This window comes from Bacillus sp. AFS055030, assembly GCF_002574545.1.
Classification (GTDB): Bacteria; Bacillota; Bacilli; order Bacillales; family Bacillaceae_G; genus Gottfriedia.
The window spans coordinates 138,142-155,162 of record NZ_NUGT01000020.1 but is presented as its reverse complement, the minus strand read 5'-3'; the positions used below and the strand labels follow the sequence as shown (position 1 = coordinate 155,162).

At 31.5% G+C, this 17,021-nt stretch carries 15 protein-coding genes; 9 read left to right on the top strand and 6 right to left on the bottom strand.

The window, feature by feature from the left end; translation table 11 throughout:
* Positions 1-6 precede the first annotated feature (6 nt).
* Positions 7-822, top strand: a complete 816-nt coding sequence (locus CN925_RS09485; RefSeq protein WP_218937225.1) for a formate/nitrite transporter family protein — start codon at positions 7-9, stop codon at positions 820-822.
* 430 nt (positions 823-1,252) lie between these two features.
* On the opposite strand, the gene CN925_RS09480 is transcribed toward CN925_RS09485, so the two are convergent.
* Positions 1,253-1,489 carry a hypothetical protein gene (locus CN925_RS09480; RefSeq protein WP_098846007.1) on the bottom strand — a complete coding sequence of 79 codons (237 nt, stop codon included), beginning with the start codon at positions 1,487-1,489 and terminating at the stop codon, positions 1,253-1,255.
* Positions 1,490-1,758: 269 nt separating this feature from the next.
* Here CN925_RS09480 and CN925_RS09475 point away from each other — a divergent pair, with 269 nt between their 5' ends.
* Positions 1,759-2,457 (top strand): Dph6-related ATP pyrophosphatase, encoded by a 699-nt coding sequence (locus CN925_RS09475; RefSeq protein ID WP_098846006.1) that lies wholly within the window; start codon positions 1,759-1,761, stop codon positions 2,455-2,457.
* 107 nt (positions 2,458-2,564) lie between these two features.
* Here CN925_RS09475 and CN925_RS09470 read toward each other — a convergent pair whose 3' ends face one another.
* Positions 2,565-3,137, bottom strand: coding sequence for a hypothetical protein (locus CN925_RS09470; RefSeq protein WP_098846005.1), 573 nt, complete (start codon positions 3,135-3,137; stop codon positions 2,565-2,567).
* Between the two features lie 199 nt (positions 3,138-3,336).
* Between CN925_RS09470 and CN925_RS09465 the strand changes: the two genes are divergently transcribed.
* From CN925_RS09465 to CN925_RS09445, 5 genes are all read left to right on the top strand, one after another.
* Positions 3,337-3,891: a histidine phosphatase family protein gene (locus CN925_RS09465; RefSeq protein ID WP_098846004.1), complete on the top strand. Its 555-nt coding sequence runs from the start codon at positions 3,337-3,339 to the stop codon at positions 3,889-3,891.
* 315 nt (positions 3,892-4,206) lie between these two features.
* On the top strand, positions 4,207-4,617 hold the full coding sequence (locus CN925_RS09460; protein WP_098846003.1) for a hypothetical protein: 411 nt from the start codon (positions 4,207-4,209) through the stop codon (positions 4,615-4,617).
* Positions 4,618-4,801: 184 nt separating this feature from the next.
* Complete coding sequence (locus CN925_RS09455; RefSeq protein ID WP_098846002.1) at positions 4,802-5,590, top strand: DeoR/GlpR family DNA-binding transcription regulator; 789 nt, start codon at positions 4,802-4,804, stop codon at positions 5,588-5,590.
* Complete coding sequence (locus CN925_RS09450; protein ID WP_098846001.1) at positions 5,577-6,617, top strand: oxidoreductase; 1,041 nt, start codon at positions 5,577-5,579, stop codon at positions 6,615-6,617. The genes CN925_RS09455 and CN925_RS09450 overlap by 14 nt, the downstream gene beginning before the upstream one ends.
* Positions 6,618-6,629: 12 nt before the next feature.
* Positions 6,630-7,259 (top strand): heme-degrading domain-containing protein, encoded by a 630-nt coding sequence (locus CN925_RS09445; RefSeq protein ID WP_098846000.1) that lies wholly within the window; start codon positions 6,630-6,632, stop codon positions 7,257-7,259.
* A 2-nt stretch (positions 7,260-7,261) separates the two neighbouring features.
* Here CN925_RS09445 and CN925_RS09440 read toward each other — a convergent pair whose 3' ends face one another.
* The 4 genes from CN925_RS09440 to CN925_RS09425 all read right to left on the bottom strand — a co-directional run bounded on the left by CN925_RS09440 (position 7,262) and on the right by CN925_RS09425 (position 11,308).
* Positions 7,262-8,116 (bottom strand): polysaccharide deacetylase family protein, encoded by an 855-nt coding sequence (locus CN925_RS09440; RefSeq protein WP_098845999.1) that lies wholly within the window; start codon positions 8,114-8,116, stop codon positions 7,262-7,264.
* Positions 8,109-9,470, bottom strand: coding sequence for a glycosyltransferase family 2 protein (locus CN925_RS09435; RefSeq protein WP_098845998.1), 1,362 nt, complete (start codon positions 9,468-9,470; stop codon positions 8,109-8,111). Before CN925_RS09435 ends, CN925_RS09440 begins: the two co-directional genes overlap by 8 nt.
* Before the next feature lie 403 nt (positions 9,471-9,873).
* On the bottom strand, positions 9,874-11,052 hold the full coding sequence (locus CN925_RS09430; protein WP_098845997.1) for a NupC/NupG family nucleoside CNT transporter: 1,179 nt from the start codon (positions 11,050-11,052) through the stop codon (positions 9,874-9,876).
* Positions 11,053-11,152: 100 nt separating this feature from the next.
* Complete coding sequence (locus CN925_RS09425) at positions 11,153-11,308, bottom strand: XapX domain-containing protein (RefSeq protein ID WP_098845996.1); 156 nt, start codon at positions 11,306-11,308, stop codon at positions 11,153-11,155.
* A gap of 245 nt (positions 11,309-11,553) precedes the next feature.
* Here CN925_RS09425 and CN925_RS09420 point away from each other — a divergent pair, with 245 nt between their 5' ends.
* Both CN925_RS09420 and CN925_RS09415 read left to right on the top strand, forming a co-directional pair.
* Entirely contained in the window at positions 11,554-12,168 is a 615-nt protein-coding gene (locus CN925_RS09420; protein WP_098845995.1) for a hypothetical protein, read from the top strand.
* A gap of 395 nt (positions 12,169-12,563) precedes the next feature.
* Positions 12,564-16,697, top strand: coding sequence for a S8 family serine peptidase (locus CN925_RS09415; protein WP_098845994.1), 4,134 nt, complete (start codon positions 12,564-12,566; stop codon positions 16,695-16,697).
* Positions 16,698-17,021: the final 324 nt, after the last annotated feature.

The following is a 17,021-nucleotide window of genomic DNA, read 5'->3' as shown; positions in this document are numbered from 1 at the left end:
ATCAATGTGAAAGAAGTTATTAATTCAATTGGGAATGCAGCTATATCGAAGACAAATCAAATTAAATCAAGTAAATTAAGATATATGGTCCCTACAATGATGGCAGGATTTTTTGTAGGACTTGGTATCATATTAATCTTTACGATCGGTGGAATACTGGCACCCACTGGTTTTGCTGGTACGAAAATTATTATGGGTGTATCCTTTGGGATTGCATTAAGTTTAGTCATTATTGCAGGAGCGGATTTATTTACTGGAAATAATATGGTTATGTCTATTGGTATGTTAGAAAAAAAGGTTAATTGGATCGATACGATGAAAGTATGGGTATATAGTTATGTAGGAAATTTTTTTGGCTCGGTATTAGTAGCGTTATTATTTGTCTACTCAGGACTAGCTAATGGCGGTGTGGCAGAATTTATTAATAATGCGGCCGGAGTAAAAATGAATGCACCATTTTTGGAATTATTAGTACGTGGAATTCTATGTAATATACTTGTTTGTTTAGCAGTTTGGTGTTCATTTAAACTGAAATCAGAAACAGGAAAATTAATCATGATATTTTGGTGCCTGTTTGCATTTATTACTTCAGGATTTGAGCATAGTATTGCAAACATGACATTATTATCCATTTCACTACTTATAAAACATCCAGAAACAGTAACACTAGCTGGAATGGTTTCGAATCTAGTACCAGTTACAATTGGCAACATTATAGGCGGTAGTTTATTTGTAGGAGCAGCTTACTGGGTTACTAGTTCTGGGCCAAAAAATAAAAAGGTTTCAAATTCTAAAATTAATAATAATAAATTAGCATCTTGATTAAATCTACTATCAAAAAAACATAAAATGATCAAAAGAAACAATCTTGGATTATGCATCAATAGGTTGTTTCTTTTTATTATATAAATTTGGGAAAATATTCAAAGTTAACTAGGAATTAAATTTAAAAAAAGAATTAATGATTAAAGTTCAATTTATTTGGGGTGACTAATTTGGCTAAAACTGTACTAAAACACTTTTTTTAAATAATCAACCGATTAATGGTTTCTCGGGTAACTTTCTATCATTTCTAGTATTTGCGATTTGTATTGCTTCCTTTTTTATTGATAATCATACAATGATCTATTTGTCAATTTTAGCTCTTATTTCAATAATGTATCGACTTTATTCATTTTTTGTTTTTGAAAGACATTTAGAGAAGTAGAAGGTGAAATAAAGAAAAAACTCTGGTAGACAGAGTTTTTTTACTTTATTTAATAAAATTTCCAGCAAATTGCATGACAACTGCTTTAACTTCTTCAAGTTTTTCTGGCTTTAATAAAGTGATCATTTTAGGCACAAATTGTTGAACTTCATCTAATGAAAAAGTACCCTCATCTTGTTTTCTAAAGTTCTCTAAAAGGATTTCCCTTGCTTCATCTTCTTTACCTTCTTGAACTCTTTCTAAAATAAAATTTAAAAACATTTCTTGACCTTGCTTGTCCATTCTCGTTGCCTCCTACCATACTATTTATACAACCATAAGGTGTTATTTAAATTATAACACCTTATGGTTGTATGTCAATTTTATTTTTTGTAAGTCATCTTCGTTATTTATTAGCTATTTTATTGAAGTTTAATCGTATTTCTGAACTTATGTTATTTAAATGGATAGTAATTAATTGAAAAATGGTATAATTTTTTGTGGAAGATGATGGAAACTAGTCATATAGGAGACTTTTAAATGATTATTTAATAGGAAAGTAACTTAAAAAGGTGGTAATCGCAATTAATAAGAAAAAAATAGCCGTATCTTTTAGTGGTAAAGATTCAACTTTGGCATTGCATGATCTTTTGCATTCTGGTGAATTTGAAGTAGTCGTACTAATCGCATCAGTAACGGAAGGATATAATCGTACAAGCATTCATGGAGTGAGAGTTGAATTATTGGAGGCACAAGCAACTTCAATCGGTTTACCATTAAAGAAAATTTGGATTCCAGAAAATTGTTCGAACGAAAAATATCAAGAAATTATGACAAAGATTAATTTAGAGCTAAAGGAACAAGGGATTGAATATATTGCATTTGGTGATTTATTTCTTGAAGACGTAAGAAAGTATCGAGAAGACATGCTTAAACCATTAGGAATTAAACCAATTTTTCCATTATGGGGTGAAGGTACGTCAATTGTGATTGAACGCTTTATTTCCTTAGGCTATAAAACGATTATTACATGTGTTGATTTAACTAGATTATCAGAAGAATTTTCTGGTAAAGAAATAGATTCGAACTTAATCAATGATCTTCCAAAAGAGGTTGACCCTTGCGGAGAGAATGGAGAATACCATTCATTTGTATTTGATGGTCCTATTTTTAATCATCCCATTGACTTTAACGTTGGAGAAAAGAAGCTAACTGCTGATGTTTATACGGGAGAAACTAGATTTTGTTTTACAGATTTAGTTCTTGCATGAAGTAAGTTTTAATATAAAGGATGTGGAATGGTAGGGGGTTAAAATAGACTGTTAATTTGAACAGTCTATCTTTTTTGATAAATTTGGAAGATGTAATTTCTTCGATTTTAGTGTTTTTTCAAATTTGGTCCCCACGGTGGTTCTGCCCCAGCATCCATCGTAATATTTTGTCTCGTTAATCCGATCTGCTTTGCATAATCATTTAGCATTTCAAAAACGGTTAATCGATGATAAGAACCGTTTGTATATCGTGGTTCATTTCTTCTTTTTGGATCCACAATCCACAGTGACACCGAATCTTTTCCAGTATGATCATTGAATTCATTAATTGGAACACTAAAGTCGATTTGTTCATTATATCCGTTTGCTACAGTGATAATAGTGACCTCACCCATTTGCTTCTTTGGAAAAAGAGGATTCTTGTTCACTATTACATTTATTTTTGCAATTCCATTTGAATCAGTTAATTTAGTACTTAAAATTTTACCTAATGAATTGATTACAATAACCCTAGCACCTTTAATCGGTCGAACAAATTCTCCTAAAGAGTTAGCTGCTGGTCCAACTTGAACTGTAAGTGTTGCAGAAACTTCATTCGACTTTTGTGCCAGGGTTGTTACCTGTGAAGTACTAAAAAAAATGAAAGTGCTTAATAATGAAGTAATATATATTTTTTTCATCTATTCACCCTAAATTGTTAATATTTTTTTGTTTAGTTTAAGTTGAATAAATTTAATTTATTCTTTAAATAATGTTCGAATTTATATAAAGATAAAGGGAAAAGAAATGTTCTAATTGACAAGAGAAAAAACAAGGAAACGTTAAAAAAATATCGAAATTTAATTAGATAAAATTATGATAGATAGAAAGTGGTGCCAAATGAGAACAAACTTATACTTAGTAAGGCATGCGCATTCAATTTATACTCCTGATGAACTGGGCCGACCATTATCTAAAAGAGGATTTACTGATGCATTTAAGGTAACTAAACTACTATTAAATGAAAAAATCGACTACGTTATTTCAAGCCCATATAAACGTGCAATTCAAACAGTCGAAGGGATCGCCAAATCATTATGTATAGAAATGATGATTGAAGAAAATTTTAAGGAACGACTCTTATCACTTGAGCCGGTTGAGGATTTTGAAAAAGAAATCAGAGAAGTTTGGATGGACTTTAATCGATCATTAAATGGTGGAGAGTCAAATTATACGGCTCAAAAAAGAGGAATAGAAGCAATTAACAAACTATTAAAAAATTATTCTGGTAAAAACATTGTTGTTGGTACGCATGGTAATATGATGGTCCTAATTATGAATTATTTTGATTTAAAATATGATTTCAACTTTTGGAGTGAACTTGCGATGCCAGATATTTATAAATTAACGTTTGAAGGTGAGTCTTTAGTTGAAGTGAAAAGATTATGGTTATAATATTACTTTTTTTAGTATTTGAATAAGGTAATGATTCTTTATTTTTTTAAGAAATTTACGAGATGTTTATTATAGATTAATATATCTAAGTTTGTTCATTTAATTAAGGAAAGCAGAAAAAAGTTGGAAGGAATTTTACTTATTCATTTATTTCAATCATATTCGAATCGTTTAATAGCTTTGAACTTAATCGACTTTCTTGTCGATTTTTTTTATTGTGATTATTTCAAAGTAGGTCAATATGATTATTAGTAGGGGCATAAATTAAATGAAGTAGAAATTATATTGTTGTGGCTATTATTAGGAGGTGCGAAATTGAGGATCGTTTATTTTAGAAATCTTAATAAAATTGAAACATATGCTGCAAATAGAAAACAAATTAAGTTGAATCTCCCTAGTAAAGAAGAGGCAAGTGTTATATTTGGTCTGACAAGAAAGTTTGAATTCGATAATCGCTGCGCAAGACCACCACAAATCAGCGGAACTGTTGTAGCTTCAGTTACTTGTAATAGAGATAAGGATATTAGAATTTATTTCTATCCAATCTCCCAAACTATTTATCCAGAGAAGGCAAAATCTCAATTTCATCATGCTGTATTACCTAAACTTAAAAAATGGATTGATCATCAAGTGTCAAAACCTGAAACTGCAGTTTTAGGGATTGAAGAATTTATAATCGAATGGAATGGAAAAAATCATTCATTCCACCAAATTAAATTTTTATAAAGTTTTTTAAAGACGGTTAAGTTAAATTACCGTCTTTTTTTATGTTAAGTGCTTATAATTTAGACTAAACTTAAAAAACGTAATTAAATTAAGTTTTATAAGTTTATTTGTGGAAATACATATTTGAATTAGATATAATATCTTTAGAAATCGATTTTTAGGAATAAAAAGGGGTTCTAAACTTATGTATCAAGAACAAAGATTAGCTTTGATAGTAAAGTATTTGGCTGAAAATAGTAAGATTACTTTAGAAGAAATATGTAAAATGCTTAGCGTTTCAAAGGATACGGCAAGAAGGGATCTCGTTAAACTTGAAGAACGCGGGGAAATTATACGAATAAAGGGTGGAGCAACACTTCCAACCAATAACCGAAACTTAACTGATTATAAAGAACGAATCGTAACTAAAGGCAAGGAAAAGATTGCACAAAGAGCTGCATTACTTATACGTGAAACTAGTAACTTATTGATGGATACATCTTCAACTTGTGCACTTATGTCGAAATTTATGTCAGGTAAACAAGTAAATGTGATTACAAATTCAATTGATATAGTTGATTTATTAGGTGAGTATGAAGAAATACAAACCTTTATGCTTCCTGGAAAATTTAATCGTAAAAATAGAAATTTAGTTGGTCCTAGGACGATTGAAACACTTAATGACTACAAAGTTGATCAGCTATTTCTTGGTGCTTGCGGGATTAGTGAAGATGGACTCACTTCACCTGATGAAGAAGAGGCGTTTTTAAAGAAAAAAATGATTAGTTGTGCAAAACAAGTAGTCTTATTAGCAGATCATACAAAGTTTGAAAAGGTTTTTCTGCACAAGGTATTTGATATTAAGGGAATAGACATCATTATTACAGACAAAGATCCAGATGAAGCATTTAAACAAAAAATAATCGAATACAATATTCATTTAATTAGTTTAGAAGAAGAGGAAAGTGAGAGGGTTTCGAATGAAAAAAATTAATGTTGGTTTAGTTGGATATGGTTTTTCGGGAGCTACATTCCATGCACCATTTATAAGTGTTTTAGAAGAATTCGAATTAAGAAAAGTTGTCAGTTCAAAAAAAGAAGTTGTTCAAAGAGATTTAGGAGATGTAGAGATAGTCAGTAGTTTAGATGAGGTTCTAATAGATGAATTAATTGACTTAGTTGTCATTACTACACCAAGTGGTATGCATTATGAAATGGCAAAACAAAGTTTAGAAGCTGGTAAACATGTCATTTTAGAAAAACCAATGGTAGTGGAAACATGGCAAGCAGAAGAGCTAATTAAGATCGCCGATGAAAAGAATCGTATATTAAGCGTTTATCATAACAGAAGATGGGATAATGACTTTTTAACTATTAAAAAATTAATAAATGATGGTTTATTAGGAGAAATCAATACTTATCAAGTTCATTTTGACCGATATAGACCAGAAGTAAGAAATCGATGGAGAGAGAAACAAGGTCCTGGTTCTGGTATGTTATATGATTTAGGTTCACATTTAATTGATCAGGCTTTAAACCTATTTGGACAACCTCAATTCATTTCAGCTGATGTAATAGCACAAAGAGAAAATGCTGAAACCGATGATTATTTTCATATCATTTTAGGATATGACAAACTACGTGTTATCTTACATTCTGGTTCCATTGTCCCAAGTAACGGACCTCGTTTCCAAGTACATGGAAACAAAGGGAGCTTTATTAAGTATGGATTAGATGGGCAAGAAGCTGCACTTAAAGAAGGTAAAAAACCTACAGAACAAACATGGGGAATAGATGAACCTCAATTCTATGGCAAGCTCTATACCGTTTGTGACGAAAAAGAAATCGAAGAAACAATTGAAACAATTCCTGGTTCGTATACGACGTATTACAAGAAAATTGCTGAAAGTATTTTAAATGGTTCCAATGCTCCTGTTACAGGTATAGAAGGTTTATCTGTTATTAAGATCATTGAAGCAGCACTTAAAAGTAGTGAAGAAAAGAAAGTAATCTATCTTTAATTGGAGGTTTATATGGAAGAGATAACGATTCAACAAAAACTTGAGGAGGTAAGGAAACAAGAAGAAAATCTAATTTTTCAAAGTTTTTCAAACAAAGATGCTTTAGAAATTGGTATGCTCATCATAGAGGCAGCTAAAGGGTTTGATAAACCAATTGCTATAAATATTTTGAAAAACGGTCAAAGTATCTTTCATTATGCAATGGATCATACATCGCCAGATCAAGATTTATGGATCAAGAGAAAATCTAATATTGTTCTCCGCCATCATGTCAGCTCTTATTATATGAGACTTTACAACGAGATGAAAAATAGATCATATAACGAATTTTACTCGGCCAGTCCGTCTGAATTTGCTGCACACGGTGGAGCATTTCCTATTAAAATTGAAGGATCGGGTGTTATTGGCGTCATAACCGTTTCAGGCTTAGCTCAAGAGGATGATCATAATTTGGTAGTGGAGGCATTAGCCAAATTCTTAAATAAAAGGGTTAAAAAAAGGAGTCGATCTTTCGGCTCCTTATTTAAATTAGTCTTGAACAAAATTAAGTTCCCTGATGAAAAGGAATTCAATACCACCACATCTATTCGTATTTGCAAGAAAAAAAGCTGCCGCAGCAGCTTTTTGAAATTAAATATATAAAGTTATTTAATCTCTTTTATATCTAGCCATTCGGAATAGGTCAAAATGTTTAGTTCATCTTTTTTACTCACGACATAATTAACAATTGTTTTAAACTTTTCTGGATCAAAATTCATCCCCGCTTTATCAGCTTTTTTTTCAAAGCGATGGTTAGTAAATACAATTGATTGTTTCTTCTTAATTGCTAAGTCAATTTGATCTTTTACCCATAAAATGTCTGTACTAGGAAGTAAATTAATCGTTCGAACCTCATATTTTTTAATTTGGTTAATTTGAATTCCATCCTTAATGGTACGAGCACTTCGATATTGTTCTTCCTGCAAGGTTTTCAATGTATCATCATTAAAAGACCCATATGGATAAACGGCGATATTACTTGCTTTTGTAAAACAATGTTGATTAAGCCACTTTCGAGCATCGTTTAATTCACTTTTTTGCTCTTGTTTATTTAAACTTGCTAAATGTCGATGGGAATATGTATGATTCATCAAGTCCCAACCAGAACGATATAAAGTATTTAATTGACGTAATGACATATATCCTTTGGTACCTATTTTTGAAGGAATGACAGCAATACTTCCTTTTATATCATTATTTTTTAAGATTTTAAAACCTTTTGTAAATTGCGTTTCCCACCCATCATCCATTGTAAAAATAATGTTAGCTTTATTTTGGGTTTTTTGAATTTCTTGTGGTGTTTGTACTTTACTTTGGAAAGTTTTACAATTTGTAGTTTGTAGTGATTTATTTGGTTGTTTAGCTACCGACAAATAAGATGCACTACTTTTCATAAACGGATATGCAATCATAAATGATGATATTAGAACAGCATATACAATAACAAGTTTTTTATCCAACGTTCTTCATTCCTTTATCCTTTTCTAGCTCATAAATTCTCCCAGATCGAGAAACTTTGTTCCAATCATTACGGTTTATAAAATAAGAAACAGTACCAAATAGTACAAAAAATAATGTTACAAAACGATAGACAAATAGGTCTAATAGTATTGTAACTGTCAATCTAATCTTATCTTTACTTTTAAATTGAACACCATAATAATTAGCTAAATACATAGCAAAGATACTATAAATTAAATTTAACGATACGACTCCAAGCAAATAGAATAATAGTAGATTTTGAGCATGTCCTATATTGGTAAATAACATATAGCCGAAATTAAAAATCGTAAAATAAATAGCAACTGTACCTAAAATAAATGAATCAATTAGCATGAAGAAAGAAACTGTACGAAATAAAAAGGTCTTTATAAGCATCGGAAAATAATAAATGACACAGTCAATAAATGCCTTTTGCCAACGAATCCTTTGTTTAAATAAATCCTTCCAGGTTTCTGGACACTCTGTATAGCATACTGCATTTGGGACAAATACCATTCTTTTACCAGGATTTTTTAAAATGTATTGTTGAAATTTTAAAGTAATATCGATATCTTCTCCTAAAGTTTTTCTATATCCACCAACTTTTAATAAAATTTCTCTATTAAAAACACCAAATGCTCCAGAAATAACGGAGAGTGCATCGAATTTCGCAAGAGAAACTCTATTAATATAGAATCCTTTTATAAACTCAAAAATTTGAAATCGAATGACATGCTTTACCGATAAAGTACGCTCGATATTCTCCTGATTAAAATGGACACCTTGAAGAGGATGCACCATTCCTCCTGCTGCTAATACATCAGGATCTTGGAAAACTTCATTCAGGATATGCAATGAGTCGTTGGCAAGAATACTATCTGCATCTAAAGTTACAACTAATTCATTTTTAGAATATTCGATTCCTGCGTTTAAGGCATCATGTTTTCCACCATTTACTTTGTCAATTACGTAAACATTAGGGTAAATAGTCGATTTATAGAAGTTTTTGATTTTATTACTCTTTAACTGATTTGATTTTCTTCGCTCTATTGGTGTAAGGCGAAGAAGTTCATGCAAAATTTTCATGGTTCCATCTTCAGATCCATCGTTAATGTAAATAACTTCTTTTGCTGAGTAATTTAATCTATTTATACCTTTTATAGCTGTTTCGATAATACTTTCTTCGTTAAAGCAAGGTATAAGTATACTAATGCTTTTATTAGTCCGTACAATATTTCGTTTCTTATTATAAAAAATCGGAAATGAATTGACCATATGTAAGATTGGGAAAAAAGTACATAAGAATAGGATGAGTATAGTAACAAATTGCATAATTAAATCTCCTTAAAACTTGAATTAATACATCTAAATCTAAGCATGAAAGACAAGAATCAAATCAGTCATATCAAAAATAGATTTCTACTTGGATTATTTTAACGAGATTTTGGTTTGTTTAATATGTTATTCTTTGAACAATTTATTTCAAAATAAATACTAACAATACAATTATTAAAATGTTGTTGAAATTAGTTGTAATTTCACGTACCGTATTAGGAGATTTGGTTAAAATAGTAATTGAAAATGCTAAACAATGAAGGAGGTTTTTATTTTGAAGGTGAGTATTTAAGGGTATTTCCTTCTTTAGTTATAAAAAATTCATTACATTAAACAAAACAGCCGTAAATCTAATAAAAAGATTGGCTGCTTTGTTTTACGTTCATTGTGATCGAAAGAATTATCTAACAAATAATCCGACAATTGTTCCTGTTAATACTGAACCAAGCGTAGCAACTAATAATACTTTTAACCCAAATTTAGCAAAAAGCTCTGATTGTTTTTTATCAATTGCAGCAACCGCACCATATATAATTCCAATTGAAGAAAAGTTAGCAAATGATACTAAGAATGATGATACAATCGCTACAGTTTTTGCTGATAAAGTTGGAATGATTTTTTGGAAATCAAGCATTGCGACAAATTCATTTGCAGCAACTTTTGTACCCATAATTGACCCAGTACGAACTAATTCGTCTGTTGGAATCCCCATGATGAAAGCAACTGGTGCAAAAACATATCCTAAAATTTGAGTAAATGTCATTCCGATAATTGAATTGAAAACGAAATTAATCATGGCAAGTAAACCAATATAAGTTATTAACATTGCACCTACAATTAAGGCAACTTTACCACCATCAAGTGCACCGTTTCCGATGGCTTCAAATAATGATTTTTCTTTAATCATTTCTTTTACATTAATTTCTTCATCCTGTTCTGAAGTAACCGGACATACCATTGAAGAAAGAATTAAACCTGAGAATACGTTAATTGGTAATGCAACTAGTACATATTCTGGAGGAATCATTTGCATATAGGCACCTAAGATTGAACATGATACCGCTACTAAAGATGATGTAACGACAACAAATAAACGGTTAGGTGTTAGTTTATGTAATTCAGTTTTAACTGAAAGAATTGCAGTGGTATCACCAAATACCATACTATTTACAGCAACGAACGACTCAATCTTCGGTAAACCAGTAATTTTAGCAACTGCACCACCGATATATTTAATTGCTAACGGTAAAATTCTTGTATAAGTCAAGATAGATAATAATGAAGATACAAAGATGATCATCATTAAAACGTTAATCCAGAAATAACCCTTTGTTGATAAATCACCGAATACAAATGATATACCTTCGTTACCAAAAGATAAAACTTTATTAAAGAAAGAGACAATCTTTTGTAAAACGGTTCTTCCAATTGAGGTTTTTAGCATAAACCAAGCTAAAATCAATTGAACCACTAACATAATTGCAACTGCTTTATAGTTAATGTTCTTTTTATCATTAGACAATAGCCAGCAAATAATAAGTAACAAGATAATGCCAATGATTGAGATAATATATGACATTTATTTTCCTCCAAACTACAAAATTGTAGAATAATTTCTAATTTGCAATCTTATTGTTTCCAATCAATATAAAAATATCATTAAATAAAAGTCAGGTTTATTATATAAATAGCTGAACTAATTTCATTCCACCCCATACACCTATAATCCCGCAAATTGCTGAAAATACAGGTGGTGCCGGAATTGGTAATTTAATGAGTGTAAATACAACTCCAACAATTAAACCTGCAATTAAGCTCATAATTACTTCATGCATATTTACTAACTCCTTTTTTATCAACGCTTTTTCGTATCATTTGAACCATAATTTTACTTAATGCCAATCATCTCTGTTAGTAGAGTATTATCCCAAAAAATTCATAGCTAATACAAATTACTAAATTAAAGAAAACTTTTTTGTAATTCAAATAGCTGGTAGGTAAAAACAATGTAATGAGAGAATATATCTTGTAAAGAAAGTTTTAACTTTTAAGATTATTAACACCTGAAAGGGGCTTATGAATGAAACAATCACTTTTGCAAGAAATACAGGATTTTACTTTATTTGGAGAACATGCAGATCATTTTGAATACTTAGCAAGTGGAAAAGATGGGGATGTTTATACTAGAGACAATTATGTTATAAAAGTATTTAAAGAAGATGGAAAAAGTCGAGATGATGGAATGAAACTTCACCTTCTAGAGCGAAGTATATATTACCCAAAAGTTCATGCGTTTACGAATGATTTTATGGTAAGTGATCGAGTATTTGGTGAAACTTTTTACCAATTAGATGGACATAGTAATAATTTACGTAAACAATATGAAGAAGAGATTAATCATGCGATTTTTGATGCTCAAAATGCAGGCTTATATGCATTCGACTTACATAATCATAATTTATTGTTATCAAAGGATGGTGAAGTACGAATTGTTGACGTCGGACGATTTTCCCTTGAAGAAGAAACTTTCCAACTTGGATTTTTTAAATCAATATTTGGAAGTTCCCATCGACGTCACCGAAAACATAAAAGACGTAATAAACACTCATCATCAAACCATCATTACAGACACTCTTCATCATCAAGACGTCATCATCGCAGCCATTCAAGTTCATATAGCTCATACTCTTCCTAAAAAATGAAATGCAAGACAATGAAGAGGCTGTCTCAAAAGGTCGTTGGATAACGACATTTGAGGCAGTTTTTTTTTGTACCACTTCCTCTAGTGTCTCCAAAACTAAATTTAAATCATTTCTTTTTGATACTTCCCAAGAGAAGGGGGAAGGGGTCCGTGATTTGTTTATAAACAATTGAGTAGAAAGAAGTCGAATTTTCAGTGAAAATATTGCAATTATTGAAATAGAGCCTCGATTTTAACCCAATTGACCGAATTTCGAATTTTCTTAATAATTGATGATGTAAAGGTTTCTAAACTGAATTACTTTCATAACAAAATTGAATGTTTATGTTCGTATTTCAAATAGATCTTTTCGAGCAATTTATTGTGACTTCGAGGAAGGAATGGTTTTAATGGGGAAACGTAAGAAAAATGGAAAAGGTTGGGCTGTATTTGCATTATCGTCAAGTTTTGTTATAAGTTCTCTTGGACAAGGTGTACCTGTTTCAAAAGCTGTAAGCGCTTCAAATGTTAAAGAATTGCTTGCTAAATTGACGCCTGAACAAAGAAATGCTCTTAATCAAATTAAAATTAATGATTCAACAGGGCCAAAAATTTCCGAAGAGATTGATCAATCTTCTGCAGAACCAACAAATGTTATCGTTGAGTTTGCAAATAAGCCAGTAAAAATAGCTCGGCTAGAGGCTACAATAGAAGGAAAAGAATTGTCTGCATCAACAGCGTCAGACTTAATTGACCAAGATCATACGACTTTTACAAATGACGTTGCAGAATTAGTAAATAATGAAACTACGAAGAAAGTGAATTATAAAGTTCATCGATCATATAAACGTGCATTTAATGGTGTTTCGATGACATTACCAGCAAATCAAGTTCAGAATCTACTAAAATCAAAAGCAGTTAAAAAAGTTTGGAGTAATGAGACGTTCAAAATTGATCCACCAAAAGAAAATGATCAACTAAAAGCAGATGAAGCAAATGTTGAAAACTATACACCATATGATGCTTTAGATCGGTTACATGCGGAAGGTTTTACTGGAAAAGGAATTAAAGTTGGTATTTTAGATACGGGAATTGATTATAATCATCCAGATTTAAAAGATGCATATAAAGGCGGATATGATTTCGTTGACAACGATAATGATCCAATGGAAACGACATATGCAGATTGGAAGAAATCAGGAAAAGCTGAAATTGTAAGTGGAAGTCCATATTATACAGAGCACGGTACACATGTAGCGGGAATAATTGGTGGTCGAGGCGTTGCAAATAGCGAATACAAAACGCTAGGTGCGGCTCCAGACGCAGATCTTTATTCTTATCGTGTACTCGGCCCGTATGGTAGTGGAACAGCGGAAAATATAATCGCTGCATTAGATAAAGCCGTTAGTAATGGTATGGATGTTATTAATATGTCACTTGGTGCAGCATTAAATGATCCGTTATATGCGACTTCAGTGGCTGTAAATAACACTGTTCTTAGTGGAGTAACGACAGTCGTTGCTGCAGGTAATAATGGAGAACAAATGGATACATTAGGTTCACCTGGTGCAGCAGCTTTGGCATTAACAGTTGGAGCGTCATCTATTGCACTTGATGTCTATCAATATGCAGGAGTTCAAGACGGTACAAATTATTCTTTAAGACAGCTAGCAAGAAATTATAAAGATGATTTCACAACATTAAAGGGAAAATCTTATCAATTAGTTGATGTTGGATTAGCTAATCCAGTGGACTTTAATGGAAAAGATCTAAACGGTAAAATTGCGTTTGTTAAACGAGGAACAATTGCATTAATTGATAAAATCAAAAATGCAAAAGCAAATGGTGCTAATGGTGTATTAATGTATAACGATGAAACAAATAAAGCTGAAGGTGCAATTCAAACATTTTTAGGTGAGTCAATGGATGCGATCCCTGCATTTTCAGTATCAAATGATGAGGGTAATACCATTTTAGCTGCAATTAAAGCTGGTAAAACTGACTTCACATTTGGTGATTTCACAAAACTACAAACAGCTTCGGATGAATTAGCATCATTTAGTTCTAGAGGACCATCTCGTGTAAATTATGATATTAAACCAGAAATAACAGCACCTGGTGTATCAATTCTTTCAACGGTACCTTTCTATGTAAACGATAAAACAGTTGATGGTTCAAAACCAGAAGACTATCAATACGCATATGAAAGATTATCAGGCACATCCATGGCAACACCATATGTAGCTGGTGTATCTGCCTTATTACTTCAATCAAATAAAGATTTATTGCCTGAAGATATCAAATCAATTTTAATGAATACTGCAGATCCATTATCAAAAGATTATAGCGTATTTGAAGTTGGAAGTGGACGAGTTGATGCATATGAAGCAATCCACTCAAATGTAGAGCTAGAAGTAGTTGATCAAACACCTACTATTATTAATGGTAAACAAAAATCAATTAAAGAATTAACAGGTGCAATGAGCTTTGGTTCATTTGCATTTAATGATCAAGATATCGCAGATTCACGTTCGATTATATTAAAGAATCGTAGTGAAAAAGCGAAAACATTTAGTGTTGATGTGAATTTCCAGACTGGATTAAGAGGATCTAAAGATGCGCCTGAAAATAGTGTAACGCTAACAGGTCCTACATCTGTAAAGTTAAATGGAGTTAGCCAGAAATCAATCAAGTTTAACTTAAACATTCCAAAAACAGCTGAAAAGGGAACATATGAAGGAAATATTACGTTCACTAATACTGCCGATCCAACAGAAACATATCAAATTCCATTTGGTGGACGAGTTGTAAAAGAAGGTCTAACTGCTAGTTTATATAACCCAATCTTTACAGATAAAATCCGTTGGCCAGCTACGGCTCAACCATTTGTTACTGCATATTTGACATTACAATCTCATATGAAGACAATTGATATCGTTTTACAAGATCCAAATACAGGTGATGATATAGGTTATATAGGTACAATGGATGCAAGTCTAGCAAAGGAAAACATCGAATATACTGTTCAGCAAGTATTTAAAGGCGTGTATTACCCATTTACTGGGGATGCTAAAAATCCAATTAGCTCTGAAAATGCATTAGTTCCAAAAGGACATTATAAATTACGATTTATTGGGACAAATGCTTCAGGTAAAACATTCACGGCTGCGCCTGATTTATTATTTGAATCTGGAGATCCAAAGGTAACAACAAGTTTTGATTTACTAGATCAAAAAGTAGTTGAGTATTCAGATAGTCAGCTAGATTCAAATGGTGAAATGCTTTATGACTACACATTTAATGTGTTTGACCCTGAAGTTGATGAAGCAAAAGGTTATGGAATAAATGTCGACCAATCTAAAAATGGAATTGTGTTTTTCTATAATTCACCGTTCCCAAATGCACCAGTTTTTACAGATAAAGATGGTAATTATAAAGAGCAAATGTATGTTTCAGATAAAGTTAAATGGTTAGATGTAAGTTATTACACATTTGATACAGCAAGAAATCAAACGCCAACCGACCATGTAGTCTTTACGAAAAATACAACGCCTTATTACTATTTCAAAGCAAATGAAAAAAAAGCTACAACAGGTGATTCTGTAAATTACACAGTTCGTTCGAATAATATTAAAAACTTAAATCAAGCAACATTCGTAATCAGTTGTGCTACAAAACAAGGTGAAATTCAAAACATTAAGTTAAATGATGCCGTAAAACAATATGGTGACGCAACAATTTCAGTATCAACTTCACAAGCTTCTGCTAGTACAACGAAATATACTGTTAACTTTACTTATTTAGGGGATAAAGAATTACCAGAGGATTTACAGTTATTTAATTTTGATGTAAAAACATTGGATCAAGCTGTATCAATTGGAGTGCCTTTCACAGCATCAGCAAACTTTATCGACCAAGCTGGTGTGGAAACAAAAAATATCAATTTTTATATTGAAAATTATGTTTATACATCGAAAGTATCTTATTTCAATGGAAACATGCAGCTAGAAGGATTAATCAATCCGACAACAAATCAGATCAATTATGCTATTGATCAAACTCAGATAGGTGCTAAAGTTTCCCTTAAATCCTATGATGGAAAAACAAATTATGATATACCAATTACTTCTAAAAATGGTGCTTTCTCAATTGATTGGGTAAAAGCCGATAATAAACCATACACATTTAAAGTTGATGTACCAGGTCATTTCACAAAATATGTACAATTTACATTATCTGATCAGGTTCGAGGAGAAACAGTTGGCAGAACATTACGTTACGTAACGCCACTACTAACTGCTGGCGATGTAAATAAAGACAATGTAATCGATGTAATGGATGCACTTCAAGTACAAACTTTCTGGGGTACAAATAAAGCATCAGCAGATTTCAACTTCGATAAAGTTGTTGATGCAAACGATATGAATTATGTAGTGAAAAACTTCGGAAAGAGAAACAGCTCTGTGCCGAATGCACCTAAGGCTAAGACAACTTATAAGGGCACTACTTTAGACAGCATTTTAACACAATTAGGATTAAAATAAGAATGCGAAGGAATACATATTACCCAGTATCAGCTTGGGCTAAATATTTTCTCGTAGTAGATTTGTGAATTAAAGATTGAAAAAGAGGCACTCAAAAGGTCGTTGAAAAATGACTTTTTGGGTCAGTCTCTTCTTATCGCGTTTAAATATAACAGAGTCATAGAAAAAAAGGAAATAAGTTAATAAACTTTTTTTGAATTTTTTGATGAAAAACATCCAAAAATATTGAAAAAACATTTAAAAGTTGAATGAATAGGGAAAAGAATCACCAAATTGACTGAATATTCGGAATAACAAATAATGAAAGAGACTTTATTTTTTGAA

Coding starts and splice junctions, on each gene's coding strand:
- CN925_RS09430 (WP_098845997.1), bottom strand. CDS start 11,052: ATGTCATATATTATCTCAATCATTGGCATTATCTTGTTACTTATTATT.
- CN925_RS09455 (WP_098846002.1), top strand. CDS start 4,802: ATGTATCAAGAACAAAGATTAGCTTTGATAGTAAAGTATTTGGCTGAA.
- CN925_RS09450 (WP_098846001.1), top strand. CDS start 5,577: ATGAAAAAAATTAATGTTGGTTTAGTTGGATATGGTTTTTCGGGAGCT.
- CN925_RS09470 (WP_098846005.1), bottom strand. CDS start 3,137: ATGAAAAAAATATATATTACTTCATTATTAAGCACTTTCATTTTTTTT.
- CN925_RS09435 (WP_098845998.1), bottom strand. CDS start 9,470: ATGCAATTTGTTACTATACTCATCCTATTCTTATGTACTTTTTTCCCA.
- CN925_RS09425 (WP_098845996.1), bottom strand. CDS start 11,308: ATGCATGAAGTAATTATGAGCTTAATTGCAGGTTTAATTGTTGGAGTT.
- CN925_RS09415 (WP_098845994.1), top strand. CDS start 12,564: ATGGGGAAACGTAAGAAAAATGGAAAAGGTTGGGCTGTATTTGCATTA.
- CN925_RS09445 (WP_098846000.1), top strand. CDS start 6,630: ATGGAAGAGATAACGATTCAACAAAAACTTGAGGAGGTAAGGAAACAA.
- CN925_RS09480 (WP_098846007.1), bottom strand. CDS start 1,489: ATGGACAAGCAAGGTCAAGAAATGTTTTTAAATTTTATTTTAGAAAGA.
- CN925_RS09420 (WP_098845995.1), top strand. CDS start 11,554: ATGAAACAATCACTTTTGCAAGAAATACAGGATTTTACTTTATTTGGA.
- CN925_RS09465 (WP_098846004.1), top strand. CDS start 3,337: ATGAGAACAAACTTATACTTAGTAAGGCATGCGCATTCAATTTATACT.